Below are 14,327 nucleotides of genomic sequence, written 5' to 3' on the forward strand. Positions count from 1 at the left end.
TCCCCCTTGCCGGGGAAGACCTTACCGAGGAAGACATATGAAGAAGTTCTCTCTGAAACTGCTGGTGCTCGTCGCCGGTTTCGCGGCGCTGGGCAGCCAGGCGCAGGAGCGCGTGCGCATCGGCTTCATGAGCCCGGTCACCGGGCCGCAGGCCGGCTACGGTATCGACAACCGCGACGGCGCCGCGCTCGCCATCAAGGAACTGAACGCGAAGGGCGTGAAGGTGGGGGGCAAGCCGGTCGTGTTCGAACTCGACGTCAACGACGACGGGGCCGATCCGCGCCAGGGCGTGCAGGTGGCGCAGGCGCTGGTCGACAAGAAGATCAGGTTCGTGCTCGGCCCGTACAACTCGGGCGTGACGATGCCGGCCTCGCGCGTGTTCTCCGACGGCGGCGTGATCGTGCTGACGGTGGCGTCCAACCCCCGCATCACGCAGCAGCCCAACCAGTCCAACCTGTTCCGCATCGGCGCCACCGACAACCAGCTCGGCGCGAAGATGGCCGTCTACGCGGCGCAGGACCTGAAGGTGAAGACGGTCGCCGTCATCGACGACCGCACGGCCTACGGCCAGGGCGTCGCGCAGGAGTTCACCGCCCAGGCGACCAAGCTCGGCATCAAGGTCGTGTCCAAGGAGTTCACCAACGACAAAGCGACGGACTTCAGCAGCATCCTGACCGCCGTCAAGGCCGCCAAGCCCGACGCCGTGTTCTACGGCGGCTACTCGGCGCAGGGCGGCCCGATGCTGCGTCAGATGCGAGGCCTCGGCATCACGGTGCCGCTGCTGGGCGGCGACGGCATCTGCTCGTCGGAGACCGCCACGCTGTCGCAGATCGCGAACGACCTGAACACCTACTGCACGCAGGGTGGCGCGCTGATCGACCGCAGTGCCAAGGGCAAGCAGTTCCTGGACAAGTACAAGGCCGAGTTCAAGCGCGATCCGTTGACCTACGCCGCGTCGTTCTACGACGGCGCCTACCTGCTGGCGGGCGCCATGGAAGCGGCGCAGTCCACCGATCCGAAGAAGGTCGGCGAACATCTGGCGAAGTCGACCTACGTTGGCGTGGCCGGCGAGTACGCCTACGACGACAAGCACGACCTGAAGTCGTCCGCCGTCACGGTGTTCACGCTCAAGGGCAAGGACGTGGTGCCGCTGAAGAGCCTCTGAAAACGCCTCTTGCTCCCTCTCCCGCTTGCGGGAGAGGGCAGGGGTGAGGGATCCCTGGGGTCAGGTCTTGACGCCCAGCTCCCGCAGCCGCTCTTCCAGGTACTCATGCGCCGTGTAGCGGTCCGACAGGACCACGTCCTCGCGCGGATGCAGGAACAGCGGCAGCGAGACGCGGCTCTTCTTGGCGCCTTCGCCGGTCGGGTTGACCACGCGGTGCTGCGTCGACGGGTAGTAGCCCTGCGAGGCTTCCTGCAGCATGTCGCCGATGTTGATGATCAGCATGCCGAAGTCGCCGGGCACGTCGACCCACTCGCCATCCTTGCCCTGGACCTGCAGGCCAGGCTCGTTGGCGGCCGGCAGGATGGTCAGCAGGTTGATGTCGCCGTGCGCCGCGGCGCGCAGCGAACCCGCCGGCTCGTTGCCGGTCAGCGGCGGGTAGCGCAGCACGCGCAGCAGCGTCAGCCGGCTGTCCTGGATCATGTTGGACAAGGGCTCGCGATAGTTCTTCGCGATGTCGGCCGGGGTGTGCCGCTCCACCCACGACAGCAGCTCCGCCGCCAGATCGTTGGCGATGCGGTAGTAGCGCATCGCGTCGTCCTTCAGCGCCGCCGGGATCCTTCCCCACGGGTAGATGTGGAAGTACTCCTTGATGTCCTTCTGCGCGTGGCCCTTGGCGGTCTCCGAGATCTCGGTGGAGAAGTAGCCGTCCTGGGTCTCCTTGGAGAACGCCAGCGCGTGCTTCTCGGTCCCGTTGAAGTAGCCGAGCCAGTCGGCGTAGATCTTCTCGACCAGTTCCTGGGGCAGGGGGTGATTCACCAGGACGCCGAAGCCTGTCTCGTGCAGGGAGCGGGTGAATTGCTCGGCCGCATCCGCGGCGCGGTAGTCGACGACTCGAACTTGCATGTGGGATCTCCTGTGTCCCGGGCAGTCCGCCATTCAATCTCGGGGCGGTACGCCAACCGGCAGTCTACTGCGTTGAGTTGGCTGTTCGCAAACGTTTGTAGGCCGTGAGGATCCGTTCGCTTGATCCATGTCATGGACGGGGTGCACAGGAAGTGGGCGATCCCGCAACAGCACGGGTTCCAGCGTGGTGCTACAGTCCTGCGCTTGTGACTTCAGGTCCTTCCCGTACCCCTTTTCTGGCAACAGCAAAGGCGGGTCGCAATCCGCCAACCGGTCAAGCCGTGTCGCGGAAGGTTCATAACCAGCCGATAGCTCCGGAAGCCGGGGCAGAGGTGAGCGAAAGATGATGCAGCAATACAGCTCGAACTCCTATCTGTTCGGGGGCAATGCTCCCTACGTCGAGGAGATGTACGAGCAGTACCTCGACAACCCGGGCGCCGTGCCCGACAACTGGCGCGCCTACTTCGACGCCCTGCAGCACGTCCCCGCCGTGGACGGCAGCGACAAGCGCGACGTCCCGCACGCCCCCGTCGTCGAGTCCTTCGCGCAGCGCGCCAAGGCCAACGCGCTCAACAACAAGGTGTCCTCCGCCGAGCTCGAAGTGGCCGGCAAGCAGGTGCACGTCCAGTCGCTGATCGCCGCGTATCGCACGCTCGGCTCGCGCTGGGCCGACCTGGACCCGCTCAAGCGCACCGAACGCGCCAAGATCGCGGAACTGGAACCCTCGTCCTACGGCCTCACCGAAGCCGACATGGACCGGACCTTCAGCGCCACGAACACCTATTTCACCAAGGCCGAGCGCATGACCCTGCGCGAGATCGTGCAGGCCCTGCGTGACACCTACTGCGGCTCCGTCGGCGCCGAGTTCATGCACGTCACCGAGCCGACCGAGAAGCGCTGGTGGCAGGAGCGCCTGGAGGCGATCCGCAGCAAGCCGACCTACACGGCCGAGAAGAAGCAGCAGATCCTGGAGCGCCTGACGGCCGCCGAAGGCCTGGAGCGCTACCTGCACACGAAGTACGTCGGCCAGAAGCGTTTCTCGCTGGAAGGCGGCGAGAGCTTCATCGTCTCGATGGACGAGCTGGTGAAGTGCGCCGGCGTCCGCGGCGTGCAGGAGATCGTGATCGGCATGGCCCACCGCGGCCGCCTGAACGTGCTGGTGAACACCCTGGGCAAGATGCCCAAGGACCTGTTCGCCGAGTTCGACCACACCGCCCCGGAAGACCTGCCCTCGGGTGACGTGAAGTACCACCAGGGCTTCTCCAGCGACGTGACCACCCCCGGCGGCCCCGTCCACCTGAGCCTGGCCTTCAACCCGTCGCACCTGGAGATCGTGAACCCGGTCGTCGAGGGCTCGGTCAAGGCGCGCATGGACCGCCGCGGCGACAAGACCGGCGAGCAGGTGCTGCCCGTGCTGGTGCACGGCGACGCGGCCTTCGCCGGCCAGGGCGTCGTGATGGAGACGCTGGCGCTGGCGCAGACGCGCGGCTACTACACCGGCGGCACCGTCCACATCGTCATCAACAACCAGATCGGCTTCACCACCAGCGACCCGCGCGACACGCGCTCGACGCTGTACTGCTCCGACGTCGTCAAGATGATCGAGGCCCCGGTGCTGCACGTGAACGGCGACGATCCGGAAGCGGTCGTGCTGTGCACGCAGCTGGCGCTGGACTATCGCCAGCAGTTCAAGAAGGACGTCGTCGTCGACATCGTCTGCTTCCGCAAGCTGGGCCACAACGAGCAGGACACGCCGGCGCTGACGCAGCCGCTGATGTACAAGACCATCGCCAAGCATCCGGGCACCCGCAAGCTGTACGGCGAGAAGCTGGTGGCCCAGGGCGTGCTGGACGCCGACGGCCCGGACGGCATGGTCAAGGCCTTCCGCGCCGCGATGGACGAAGGCCGTCACACCGTCGACCCGGTGCTGACCAACTTCAAGAGCAAGTACGCGACCGACTGGACCCCGTTCCTCGGCAAGAAGTGGACCGACAGTTGCGACACCGCGCTGCCGGTGGCCGAGTGGAAGCGCCTGGCCGAGAAGGTCACCACGCTGCCCGGCAACTTCAAGGCCCACACGCTGGTGGAGAAGGTCATCGCCGACCGCGCGGCCATGGGTCGCGGCGACATCAACGTCGACTGGGGCATGGGCGAGCACATGGCCTTCGCCTCGCTGGTGGCCTCGGGTTACCCGATCCGCCTGTCCGGCGAAGACTGCGGCCGCGGCACGTTCACGCACCGCCATGCGGTGCTGCACGACCAGAACCGCGAGCGTTTCGACGAAGGCATCTACATCCCGCTGCAGAACGTCGCGGAAGGCCAGGCCCCGTTCGTCGTGATCGACTCGATCCTGTCGGAAGAGGCCGTGCTGGGCTTCGAATACGGCTACGCCGCCGCCGACCCGCACACGCTGACCATCTGGGAAGCGCAGTTCGGCGACTTCGTGAACGGCGCGCAGGTCGTCATCGACCAGTTCATCGCCTCGGGCGAAGTGAAGTGGGGCCGCTCCAACGGCCTGACGATGATGCTGCCGCACGGCTACGAAGGCCAGGGCCCCGAGCACAGCTCGGCCCGCCTGGAGCGCTTCATGCAGCTGGCCGCCGACAACAACATGCAGATCGTCCAGCCGACGACGGCGTCGCAGATCTTCCATCTGCTGCGTCGCCAGATGCTGCGCATGTTCCGCAAGCCGCTGGTCATCCTGACGCCCAAGTCGCTGCTGCGCGCCAAGGACGCCACGTCCCCGGTCAGCGAGTTCACCAAGGGTGAGTTCCGCACCGTCATCGGCGAGACGAGCGCCGAGATCGACGCGAGCAAGGTCAAGCGCGTGATCGCCTGCTCCGGCAAGGTGGCCTACGACCTGATCAAGGCCCGTGGCGACAAGAAGGATGTCGCGATCATCCGCGTCGAACAGCTGTATCCGTTCCCGCACAAGGCGTTCGCGGCCGAACTCAAGAAGTACCCGAACCTCGCCGAGATCGTGTGGTGCCAGGACGAGCCGCAGAACCAGGGCGCCTGGTTCTTCGTGCAGCACTACATCCACGAGAACATGGCCGACGGCCAGAAGCTCGGATACGCGGGCCGTCCCGCCTCGGCCTCGCCGGCCGTCGGCTACGCCCACCTGCACCAGGAACAGCAGAAGGCGCTGCTGGAGCAGGCCTTCGGGAAACTGAAGGGTTTCGTGCTGACCAAGTGAGTCATTGCGGACGCCGCGCGCCGCAATGACACCGGCGCCGGGGACGGGCACAAGCTCCCCGGCGACCGGCAGGCGCAAGGCTCCGGTTTACTGAAAAACCGAGAGAAAAAACATCATGGCAATCGTTGAAGTCAAAGTCCCCCAGCTGTCCGAATCGGTCGCCGAAGCGACCCTGCTCCAGTGGAAGAAGAAGCCCGGCGACGCCGTGGCCATCGATGAGATCCTGATCGAGATCGAGACCGACAAGGTCGTGCTCGAAGTGCCGGCGCCGTCCGCCGGCGTGCTGGCCGAACTGGTCGTCGGCGACGGCGGTACCGTCACGTCGGACCAGGTCATCGCCAAGATCGACTCCGAAGGCAAGGCCGGCGCCGCTGCTCCGGCCGCCGCCGCCGCTCCGGCACCCGCTGCTGCCGCCGCCGCTCCGGCCGCCGCTGCCGCCTCGTCGGACAGCAAGGCCGGCGTCGCGATGCCCGCCGCCGCGAAGATCATGGCCGACAACAACCTGCCCGCCGGCTCGGTGTCCGGCACCGGCAAGGATGGCCGCGTGACCAAGGGCGACGTGCTGGGCGCGATCGAAGGCGGCGCCAAGCCGGCCGCGATCCCCGCGCCGGTGCAGGCCCCGGCCGCTCCCGCCAAGGCGCCGCTGCAGGCGGTCGCCGCGCCCGTGTCCGCCAACCTGGGCGACCGTCCGGAACAGCGCGTGCCGATGAGCCGCCTGCGCGCCCGCATCGCCGAGCGCCTGCTGCAATCGCAATCGACCAACGCCATCCTGACCACGTTCAACGAAGTGAACATGGCCCCGGTGATGGAGCTGCGCAAGAAGTTCCAGGACAGCTTCACCAAGGAACACGGCACGAAGCTCGGCTTCATGAGCTTCTTCGTGAAGGCCGCCGTGCACGCGCTGAAGAAGTACCCGGTGCTGAACGCCTCGGTCGACGGCAACGACATCGTCTATCACGGCTACTTCGACATCGGCATCGCCGTCGGCTCGCCGCGCGGCCTGGTCGTGCCCATCCTGCGCAACGCGGACCAGATGAGCTTCGCCGACATCGAGAAGAAGATCGCCGAGTTCGGCAAGAAGGCCCAGGAAGGCAAGCTCGGCATCGAAGAGATGACCGGCGGCACCTTCTCGATCTCCAACGGCGGCACCTTCGGCTCCATGCTGTCGACCCCGATCATCAACCCGCCGCAGTCGGCCATCCTGGGCGTGCACGCGACCAAGGACCGTGCCGTCGTCGAGAACGGCCAGATCGTGATCCGTCCGATCAACTACCTGGCGATGTCCTACGACCACCGCATCATCGACGGCCGTGAAGCCGTGCTGGGTCTCGTGGCCATGAAGGACGCGCTGGAAGATCCGGCTCGCCTCCTGTTCGACATCTAAGCCAAGGACGATCGACACATGAGCAAGCAATTCGACGTCGTCGTCATCGGCGGCGGCCCCGGCGGCTACATCGCGGCGATCCGCGCGGCGCAACTGGGCTTCAACACGGCCTGCATCGACGAGTGGAAGAACGACAAGGGCGGTCCCGCCCTGGGCGGCACCTGCACCAACGTCGGCTGCATCCCGTCCAAGGCCCTGCTGCAGTCGAGCGAGCACTTCGAACACGCCGGCCACGGCTTTGCCGACCACGGCATCTCGATGAACGACCTGAAGATCGACATCGCCAAGATGATCGGTCGCAAGGACGCCGTCGTGAAGCAGAACAACGACGGCGTGCAGTACCTGTTCAAGAAGAACAAGGTCACGTTCTTCCACGGCCGCGGCTCGTTCGTGGCGGCGAAGGACGGCGCTTACGAGCTGAAGGTCGCCGGCGCCGCCGAGGAGACCATCACGACCAAGCACGTGATCGTCGCCACCGGCTCCAACGCCCGCCAGCTGCCGGGTGCCCCGTTCGACGAGACCAACATCCTGTCCAACGACGGCGCGCTGCGCATCCCGGCCGTGCCGAAGAAGCTGGGCGTGGTCGGTTCCGGCGTCATCGGGCTGGAAATGGGCTCGGTGTGGCGCCGCCTGGGCGCCGAGGTGACGATCCTGGAAGCGCTGCCCGCCTTCCTGGGCGCCGCCGACGAGTCCGTCGCCAAGGAAGCCGCCAAGGTCTTCAAGAAGCAGGGCCTGAACATCGAGCTGGGCGTGAAGATCACCAGCGTCGAGAACGGCAAGGACGGCGTGGCCGTGAAGTACACGGATGCCAAGGGCGGCGAGCAGACGCTGGCGGTCGACAAGCTGATCGTCTCGATCGGCCGCACGGCCAACACCATCGGCCTGAACCCCGAAGCCGTGGGCCTGAAGCTCGATGAGCGCGGCGCCGTGATCGTCGACGACGAGTGCAAGACCAACCTGCCCAACGTGTGGGCCATCGGCGACGTCGTGCGCGGACCGATGCTGGCGCACAAGGCCGAGGAAGAAGGCGTTGCCGTGGCCGAGCGCATCGCCGGCCAGCACGGTCACGTCAACTTCAACACGATCCCGTGGGTCATCTACACGAGCCCCGAGATCGCGTGGGTCGGCAAGACCGAACAGCAGCTGAAGGCGGACGGCGTGGCCTACAAGGCGGGCCAGTTCCCGTTCCTGGCCAACGGCCGCGCGCGCGCGCTGGGCGACACGACCGGCTTCGTCAAGTTCCTGGCCGACGCCAAGACCGACGAGATCCTGGGCGTGCACATCATCGGCCCGATGGCCTCGGAGCTGATCGCCGAGTCCGTGGTCGCGATGGAGTTCAAGGCCTCGGCCGAGGACATCGCCCGCATCTGCCACGCGCACCCGTCGCTGAGCGAAGCGACCAAGGAAGCGGCCCTGGCCATCGACAAGCGCACGCTGAACTTCTGAGCTCCGGCTCGAAGCGCATCGGACGCATGAACGGAAGGGGCGGCGCGAGTCGCCCCTTTTTCCATCTTGTCCGCGCTGCGCAGGTTCCCTGATCTGAACGTCTCGAACGCCGCCGCTTGACCACCGCATGACTACCGTTACCGAGCTCTACCACCAGACCCTTGCCGAACGCGGCTACACCGCCGACGCGGCCCAGTTGCGCGCCGTCGCCTCGCTGCAGCGCTGTCAGGACGAATGGGCCGACTACAAGGCGCGGCGCTCCAATGCGGTGACCAAGTTCCTGGTGCGGCCGCCGCTGCCGCGCGGCGTGTACATGTTCGGCGGCGTCGGCCGCGGCAAGAGCTTCCTGATGGACTGCTTCTTCCAGGCCGTGCCGCTGACGCGCAAGACCCGGCTGCACTTTCACGAGTTCATGCGCGAGGTCCATCGCGAGCTGCAGGAGCTCAAGGGCATCCAGGACCCGCTGGACGAGCTCGGCAAGCGCATCGCGCGGCGCTTCCGGCTGATCTGCTTCGACGAGTTCCACGTCGCCGACGTCACCGACGCGATGATCCTGTACCGGCTGCTCGACGCGCTGTTCAAGAACCGCGTGTCGATCGTGACGACGTCCAACTTCCATCCGGACGGGCTCTACCCGAACGGGCTGCACCGCGACCGCATCCTGCCGGCGATCGAGTTGCTGAAGCAGAACCTGGAAGTCATCAACGTCGACAACGGCACCGATTACCGGCAGCGCTCGCTCGAGCATGTCGAGCTCTATCACACGCCGCTGAACGCGCAGACCGAGGCGGCGCTGACGACGGCCTTCGAATCGCTGGCCGAGGCGCGTGACGAGGACCCGATCCTGCACATCGAGCACCGCGAGATCCGCTCCCGGCGCCGCGCAGGCGGCGTGGTGTGGTTCGACTTCTCGGAGCTCTGCGGCGGGCCACGCTCGCAGAACGACTACCTGGAACTGGCGACGCAGTTCCACACGATCATCCTGTCCAACGTGCCGGCGATGCCGCCACGGCTGGCCAGCGAGGCGCGCCGCTTCACGCTGCTGGTCGACGTGCTGTACGACCGGCGCGTGAAGCTGATCATCTCCGCGGCCGTTCCGGCGGAGCAGCTGTACACCGAGGGCCCGTTGGCGCACGAGTTCCCGCGCACCGTGTCGCGGCTGCAGGAGATGCAGTCGAAGGAATACCTGGAGCTCGAGCGTCGCGACGTCGATACCCGGTTGACCTGACCCCTGTTCCTGCGCGTCCACGCCCATCCCCACTCGCGGTTCCCTCCGATTGGGGTGTAGGGAAGTCACCGGCGGGCGTGTCACTGGAACGAGCGTCGCCGGATGCGATGATCACGTCCATGACTTTCCGCCCAGTCCTTGTTCTCCTGCCGATGGCGCTGTCGGGCATGGCTGCCTCGACGGCCGTCTGCGCGGCGGAGATGACCCGCGCCGAGATCGGTGCCGCCCGCGCGCGCATCGAGCAGACCTACCAGGCCAAGGTCCGCGAGTGCAACCAGCGTTTCGTCGTCACCGGCTGCCTGGAAGACGCCCGCGACGAACGCATCCGCCAGCTGCGACCGCTGGACCACGCCGAACACCAGGTCAATGCCGAGGAGCGCCAGCGTCGCAGCGCCGCCGCGCGCGAGCGCGTCCAGCAGAACGAGCGCGAGGCGGCCAAGGACGAAGCCCGGCGCAAGACCGAATCGGTGCGGGAAGCGGCTCAGCCGGCATCGGCGCCGACGGTGCCGGGGGCGCGTACACCGCGCGCCAATCCGGAACTGCATCAACGCCGCGAGGCCAAACTGGATGCCGAGGCGAAGGCCGAGGCGGCCAAGCGCCGCGAGGCCGCCGCGGAGCGCCGTCAGAAGGCGTTGGACCGCCAGCGCAAGGCCGGTGAGCAGCAACTGCGCTCGGCGGGGAAGGCGGCCTCCGCGGCGTCCGCGCCGGTCGGCAAGAACACGAAGCCGCCCGCGGCCCATCTGCCGACGCCGTCAGCCTCCGACATCCGCGCGTTGCCCAAGCCCTGAAGCGTCGAAGCGGGGGGCGCGTCATCCGATCCTGCGCCGCTCAATGCAAAACGCCGGTCGCGAGACCGGCGTTCTTCATGGCGAGGCGGGGAGGGCACCCGCCCGGCGTCACTCGAGCGGATCCACCCGCACGATCGCCAGCGACAGGTTGTCGCCGGTGCCTTTGGCGCGCTGGCGTGCCTTGTTGACCAGCAGCTCGGCGCCGTCGCGCGGCGGCAGGCTGTGCATCACCGTGCCGAGCTCGGCCGGCGAGAAGTAGTGCCACAGCCCGTCGCTGCAGCACATCAGCGTGTCGCCGTGCTCCAGGTGCTCGATGTAGGACTCGACCGGCGTCGGTTCCTGCACGGTGCCCAGGCAGGCGGTCAGCAGGTTTGACTGCGGATGGACCAGCGCCTCGTCCTCGGTGATCTGGCCTTCGTCGACCAGGCGCTGCACGTAGGACTGGTCCAGCGACCGCGTCACCATGTTGGGACCGCGGAAGTGGTAGATCCGCGAGTCGCCGGTATGGATCCAGAAGCAGCGCCGGTCCGACGTCAGCAGGTAGGCGGCCAGCGTGCTGTGCGGCTCCTCCTCGGCCGAGATCGCCGTCAGGCGGATCATCAGGTGGGCTTCGGACACGATCTGGCGCAGCAGCTCGGATTCGTCCTCCTCCCCGGGGACGAAACGTTCGAACAGTTGCTGGGCGGTGAGGATGACCTGGTCGGCGGCCTTGCGGCCGCCGCTCTTGCCGCCCATGCCGTCGGCGACGATGCCGAGCACGCAACCGCTCTGTCTGGGATGGGCGATGACCTGGACCTGATCCTGCTGGTACAGACGATCGCCGCGATGGATGCCGGTGGCGGCGCTGAGGCGATAGCCTGGGGTGTTGCGACTCATCCCAAAACTATAATCGTCCGGCTCGGCTTCCCGGTCGGGTGGTTCCCCGTTTATGGATGAACAACTTCACTCTCCAGCGCGCCGTCTGATTGAACTTCGCATCGCCCATGCGGAGTTGGACGGCCGTATCGACGCATTGATGGGCGCCGTGCGCGCCGACGTCGTCGCGGACATCAGTCCGGTTCCGGCCATCGGGGCCATCGCGGCGATCGCTGGCGAGCTGGCCCTGCCGCCCGTCGACGAACTGACGCTGCGGCGGTTGAAGAAGCAACGCCTGGCGCTGCGCGACGAGATCGCGCGGCTCGAACGGGCCAGCGATCCCGATGAGCCGGCCTGACCGTCACGATCCCGCCATCAACGACTCGACCGACCACTCCTCCGAGGATTCGACCGACGATCTGATGGCTGACGCTCCCTGGGGCGCGGCCGAGGCGTCGCCGGCGCTGGCGGCGTCTCGCGCCCGCGCGGCGGCCGAAGAGCTCCGCCCGGGTGAGCTGGAACAGTCGGTGATCGCCGCGTTCGACACGGGCGGTCCGCTGTCACGACATGGCCCCGGCTATGCGCCCCGAGCGCCTCAGCAGCGCATGGCGCTGGCCGTCGCGCAGGCGATCGCCGGGCGCGACACGCTGGTCGTCGAGGCCGGCACCGGCGTCGGCAAGACCTTCGCGTACCTGGTGCCGGCGCTGCTCAGCGGCGGCCGCACGCTGATCAGCACCGCGACGAAGAGCCTGCAGGATCAGCTCTTCATGCGCGACCTGCCGCGGCTGCTGGACACCTTCGCGCTGCCGCTGCGCGCCGCGTTGCTGAAGGGGCGAGGGAGTTACCTCTGCTTGCACCGGCTGCAGCAGGCGCGCCACAGTGCGGAGCTGCCTGATCGACGCGCCGTCGCGCAACTCGCGCGCATCGAGCGCTGGGCGATGACGACGCACACCGGCGACTTCGCGGAGATCGACGGCATGGACGAGCGCTCGCCGGTGATCCCGATCGTCAGCTCGACGCGCGACAACTGTCTGGGCACCGACTGCCCGTCCTACCGCGACTGCCACGTCGTGAAGGCACGGCGCGAGGCGATGGAGGCGGATCTGGTCGTCGTGAACCACCACCTGTTCTTCGCCGACCTGGTGCTGCGCGACAGCGGCGTCGCGGAGCTGCTGCCCAGCGTCGAAGTCGCGATATTCGACGAGGCGCATCAACTCCCCGAAGCCGGTCTGAACTTTCTGGGCCGTCTGCTGGGCAGCGCCCAGCTGTTCGACTTCGGACGCGACATGCTCGCGCAAGGCCTGGCACATGCGCGCGGGCTGCAGGAGTGGCAGGCCATCTCCGGCGGCGTCGAGCGCGCGGCCCGTGCGCTGCGGCTGGCCTGTGCCGGCGGACGCGAACTGCGTGGCGTGCTCAAGCTGCGCTGGAGCGAGTGTTCGGGCCGCGCCGATTTCGAAGAGGCGCTGGTGCAGGTCACGCAGGCGATCGAGCTCAGCGTGGACGCTCTTGCGACGGTGATGGAAGTCGGGCCGGACCTCGTGCGCCTGCACGAGCGCGCGGTCGAGCTCTACAAGACAGCGCAACTGTTCGCGCGGGCGCCGGATCCGGGCGCGGTGCGCTGGGTCGATGTCGGCACGCACCAGGTCCGCCTGATGGAATCGCCGCTGGACATCCGCGAGGCGATGCAGGAAGCGCTCGCCAGCACGCCCAAGGCCTGGGTGTTCACGTCGGCCACGCTGGGCGAGGACGACGCGCTCACCTGGTTCACCGAGCCCGCCGGTCTGGGGCAGGCGCGCACGCTGCGTGTCGGCAGCCCGTTCGACTACGCGTCACACGCGCGGCTCTACGTGCCCAAGCATTTCCCGAAGCCCTCGGAGCCCGACCATGGCGAATCGGTGGGCTGGCTCGGCGCGCGCCTGGCGGCGCGACTCGGCGGTCGCACCTTCATCCTGACGACGACGCTGCGTCAGCTGCAGACGGTGGCCGACGTGCTGCGCCAACGCTTCGAGGAAGGCGGCCATCGCATCGAGGTGCTGGTGCAAGGCACGATGCCGAAGCGACAGCTGCTGCAGCAGTTCGTCGATCAGCCAGCGTCGGTGCTGGTCGGCTCGGCGAGTTTCTGGGAAGGCATCGACGTGCCCGGCGACGCGTTGCAATGCGTGCTCATCGACAAGCTGCCATTCCCGCCGCCGAACGATCCGCTGGTCGAAGCCCGCGTCGCGCGTCTGGAGTCCGAGGGCCGCAACCCCTTCATGGAGTACTTCGTCGCCGAGGCCGCGATCGCGCTGAAGCAGGGCGCCGGCCGCCTGATCCGCACCGAGACCGACCGCGGCCTGCTCGTCGTCTGCGATCCGCGCCTGGCCGGCTCGCACTACGGCAAGCGCCTGCGCGAGGCGCTCCCTCCAATGACGCAGGTACCCGACGAGACGACGGCGCAGGCCTGGCTTGCCGAGCTGAAGGCCGCTCACGACGCCTGAACGAAACAGCCCGCTCGAGAGCGGGCTGTTTCCTTCCGATGGCGAGCTTCAGCCCACCACAGCATCACCAGATGACCCACCAAGCCCTGTCTTTAGGTTTGGCCTTTCCAGTCGTCAGGTAATAACTGTCCGGGAAGCTTGCCTGCAGCACGCGGCGGCTGTCATCGCGCAGCTGTTCCAGGCCGAGCTTGTCATAGCTCTGCACCATCAGGAACAGCGCCTCTTCCAGCGCGGGTGCGTTCTGGAATTCCATCAACGCGGCCTGCCCACGGTTCGCCGCCGCGAGATACGCGCCGCGGTTGTAGTAGTAGCGCGCCACATGCACCTCGTAGGCCGCGAGGCTGTTGGTGATGTAGTCGATGCGGATGCGGCCGTCCTCGGAGTACTTCGATTCCGGGAACTGCTCCACCAGCTGCTTGAACGCCTGCATCGAATCGCGCGCGGCCTGCTGGTCGCGTTCGCTGATGTCCTGGCGCGCGATGCGGCCGAACAGGCCGAGGTCGTCGTTGAAGTTGACCAGGCCCTTCATGTACAGCGCGTAGTCCAGCGCCGGGCTCGACGGGTTGAGCTTGATGAAGCGGTCCAGCACCGTCACGGCCTGCACGCGCTCGCCGCTCTTGTAGTTCGCCCAGGCCAGGTCCAGCTGCGCCTGCTGGCCCAGCGTCGTGCCCGCGGCGCGGCCTTCGATGCGTTCCAGCGTCTTGATCGCCCGGTCGTAGGAGCCGGAGAGCATGTCCTCCTTGGCCTCTGCGTACAATTTCTCCAGGTTGGCCTGGGAATTCGGGTCCTCCTTGGGGGCCGACGAACAGGCCGCCAGCCCCAGCACGGCAGCGGCCGCGGCGGTCATCGCCACGCAGCGCCACGCGGCGCGCCAGGAGCCGGACG

The 14,327-nt window shown here is 67.4% G+C and carries 11 protein-coding genes; 8 read left to right on the forward strand and 3 right to left on the reverse strand.

The window, feature by feature from the left end; genetic code table 11:
* Window positions 1–37 precede the first annotated feature (37 nt).
* Window positions 38–1,165, forward strand: a complete 1,128-nt coding sequence (locus AC07PR_RS13285; RefSeq protein WP_483107306.1) for a branched-chain amino acid ABC transporter substrate-binding protein — start codon at window positions 38–40, stop codon at window positions 1,163–1,165.
* A gap of 60 nt (window positions 1,166–1,225) precedes the next feature.
* On the opposite strand, the gene AC07PR_RS13290 is transcribed toward AC07PR_RS13285, so the two are convergent.
* Window positions 1,226–2,068: an isopenicillin N synthase family dioxygenase gene (locus AC07PR_RS13290; RefSeq protein WP_495135567.1), complete on the reverse strand. Its 843-nt coding sequence runs from the start codon at window positions 2,066–2,068 to the stop codon at window positions 1,226–1,228.
* Between the two features lie 343 nt (window positions 2,069–2,411).
* Here AC07PR_RS13290 and AC07PR_RS13295 point away from each other — a divergent pair, with 343 nt between their 5' ends.
* From AC07PR_RS13295 to AC07PR_RS13315, 5 genes are all read left to right on the forward strand, one after another.
* Window positions 2,412–5,264, forward strand: a complete 2,853-nt coding sequence (locus tag AC07PR_RS13295; protein WP_431104735.1) for a 2-oxoglutarate dehydrogenase E1 component — start codon at window positions 2,412–2,414, stop codon at window positions 5,262–5,264.
* A 115-nt stretch (window positions 5,265–5,379) separates the two neighbouring features.
* On the forward strand, window positions 5,380–6,648 hold the full coding sequence (odhB, locus tag AC07PR_RS13300) for a 2-oxoglutarate dehydrogenase complex dihydrolipoyllysine-residue succinyltransferase (RefSeq protein ID WP_495135568.1): 1,269 nt from the start codon (window positions 5,380–5,382) through the stop codon (window positions 6,646–6,648).
* Window positions 6,649–6,666: 18 nt separating this feature from the next.
* Window positions 6,667–8,094, forward strand: coding sequence for a dihydrolipoyl dehydrogenase (gene lpdA / locus AC07PR_RS13305; protein ID WP_377152620.1), 1,428 nt, complete (start codon window positions 6,667–6,669; stop codon window positions 8,092–8,094).
* A gap of 127 nt (window positions 8,095–8,221) precedes the next feature.
* Window positions 8,222–9,322, forward strand: coding sequence for a cell division protein ZapE (gene zapE / locus AC07PR_RS13310; protein WP_483107303.1), 1,101 nt, complete (start codon window positions 8,222–8,224; stop codon window positions 9,320–9,322).
* Between the two features lie 119 nt (window positions 9,323–9,441).
* Window positions 9,442–10,110 carry a hypothetical protein gene (locus AC07PR_RS13315; protein WP_377152625.1) on the forward strand — a complete coding sequence of 223 codons (669 nt, stop codon included), beginning with the start codon at window positions 9,442–9,444 and terminating at the stop codon, window positions 10,108–10,110.
* A 108-nt stretch (window positions 10,111–10,218) separates the two neighbouring features.
* On the opposite strand, the gene AC07PR_RS13320 is transcribed toward AC07PR_RS13315, so the two are convergent.
* On the reverse strand, window positions 10,219–10,986 hold the full coding sequence (locus AC07PR_RS13320) for a PP2C family protein-serine/threonine phosphatase (RefSeq protein ID WP_377152627.1): 768 nt from the start codon (window positions 10,984–10,986) through the stop codon (window positions 10,219–10,221).
* Between the two features lie 52 nt (window positions 10,987–11,038).
* Here AC07PR_RS13320 and AC07PR_RS13325 point away from each other — a divergent pair, with 52 nt between their 5' ends.
* Together AC07PR_RS13325 and yoaA are read left to right on the forward strand one after the other, a co-directional pair.
* Window positions 11,039–11,323 carry a YdcH family protein gene (locus AC07PR_RS13325; RefSeq protein WP_377152629.1) on the forward strand — a complete coding sequence of 95 codons (285 nt, stop codon included), beginning with the start codon at window positions 11,039–11,041 and terminating at the stop codon, window positions 11,321–11,323.
* Entirely contained in the window at window positions 11,310–13,442 is a 2,133-nt protein-coding gene (gene yoaA, locus AC07PR_RS13330) for a DNA repair helicase YoaA (RefSeq protein WP_483107302.1), read from the forward strand. The genes AC07PR_RS13325 and yoaA overlap by 14 nt, the downstream gene beginning before the upstream one ends.
* A 64-nt stretch (window positions 13,443–13,506) precedes the next feature.
* On the opposite strand, the gene AC07PR_RS13335 is transcribed toward yoaA, so the two are convergent.
* The gene (locus AC07PR_RS13335; protein WP_483109277.1) at window positions 13,507–14,289 is read right to left on the reverse strand and encodes an outer membrane protein assembly factor BamD; all 783 of its coding nucleotides are present in this window, start codon (window positions 14,287–14,289) and stop codon (window positions 13,507–13,509) included.
* Between the last annotated feature and the right edge of the window lie 38 nt (window positions 14,290–14,327).

The organism is Roseateles sp. GW821-FHT09H11, assembly GCF_059415845.1.

What these genes read in the sequence shown, in the direction of transcription:
- lpdA (WP_377152620.1), top strand. Translation starts at nt 6,667, where the DNA reads ATGAGCAAGCAATTCGACGTCGTCGTCATCGGCGGCGGCCCCGGCGGC.
- AC07PR_RS13320 (WP_377152627.1), bottom strand. Translation starts at nt 10,986, where the DNA reads ATGAGTCGCAACACCCCAGGCTATCGCCTCAGCGCCGCCACCGGCATC.
- AC07PR_RS13290 (WP_495135567.1), bottom strand. Translation starts at nt 2,068, where the DNA reads ATGCAAGTTCGAGTCGTCGACTACCGCGCCGCGGATGCGGCCGAGCAA.
- AC07PR_RS13295 (WP_431104735.1), top strand. Translation starts at nt 2,412, where the DNA reads ATGATGCAGCAATACAGCTCGAACTCCTATCTGTTCGGGGGCAATGCT.
- AC07PR_RS13335 (WP_483109277.1), bottom strand. Translation starts at nt 14,289, where the DNA reads ATGACCGCCGCGGCCGCTGCCGTGCTGGGGCTGGCGGCCTGTTCGTCG.
- AC07PR_RS13285 (WP_483107306.1), top strand. Translation starts at nt 38, where the DNA reads ATGAAGAAGTTCTCTCTGAAACTGCTGGTGCTCGTCGCCGGTTTCGCG.
- AC07PR_RS13325 (WP_377152629.1), top strand. Translation starts at nt 11,039, where the DNA reads ATGGATGAACAACTTCACTCTCCAGCGCGCCGTCTGATTGAACTTCGC.
- yoaA (WP_483107302.1), top strand. Translation starts at nt 11,310, where the DNA reads ATGAGCCGGCCTGACCGTCACGATCCCGCCATCAACGACTCGACCGAC.
- odhB (WP_495135568.1), top strand. Translation starts at nt 5,380, where the DNA reads ATGGCAATCGTTGAAGTCAAAGTCCCCCAGCTGTCCGAATCGGTCGCC.
- zapE (WP_483107303.1), top strand. Translation starts at nt 8,222, where the DNA reads ATGACTACCGTTACCGAGCTCTACCACCAGACCCTTGCCGAACGCGGC.
- AC07PR_RS13315 (WP_377152625.1), top strand. Translation starts at nt 9,442, where the DNA reads ATGACTTTCCGCCCAGTCCTTGTTCTCCTGCCGATGGCGCTGTCGGGC.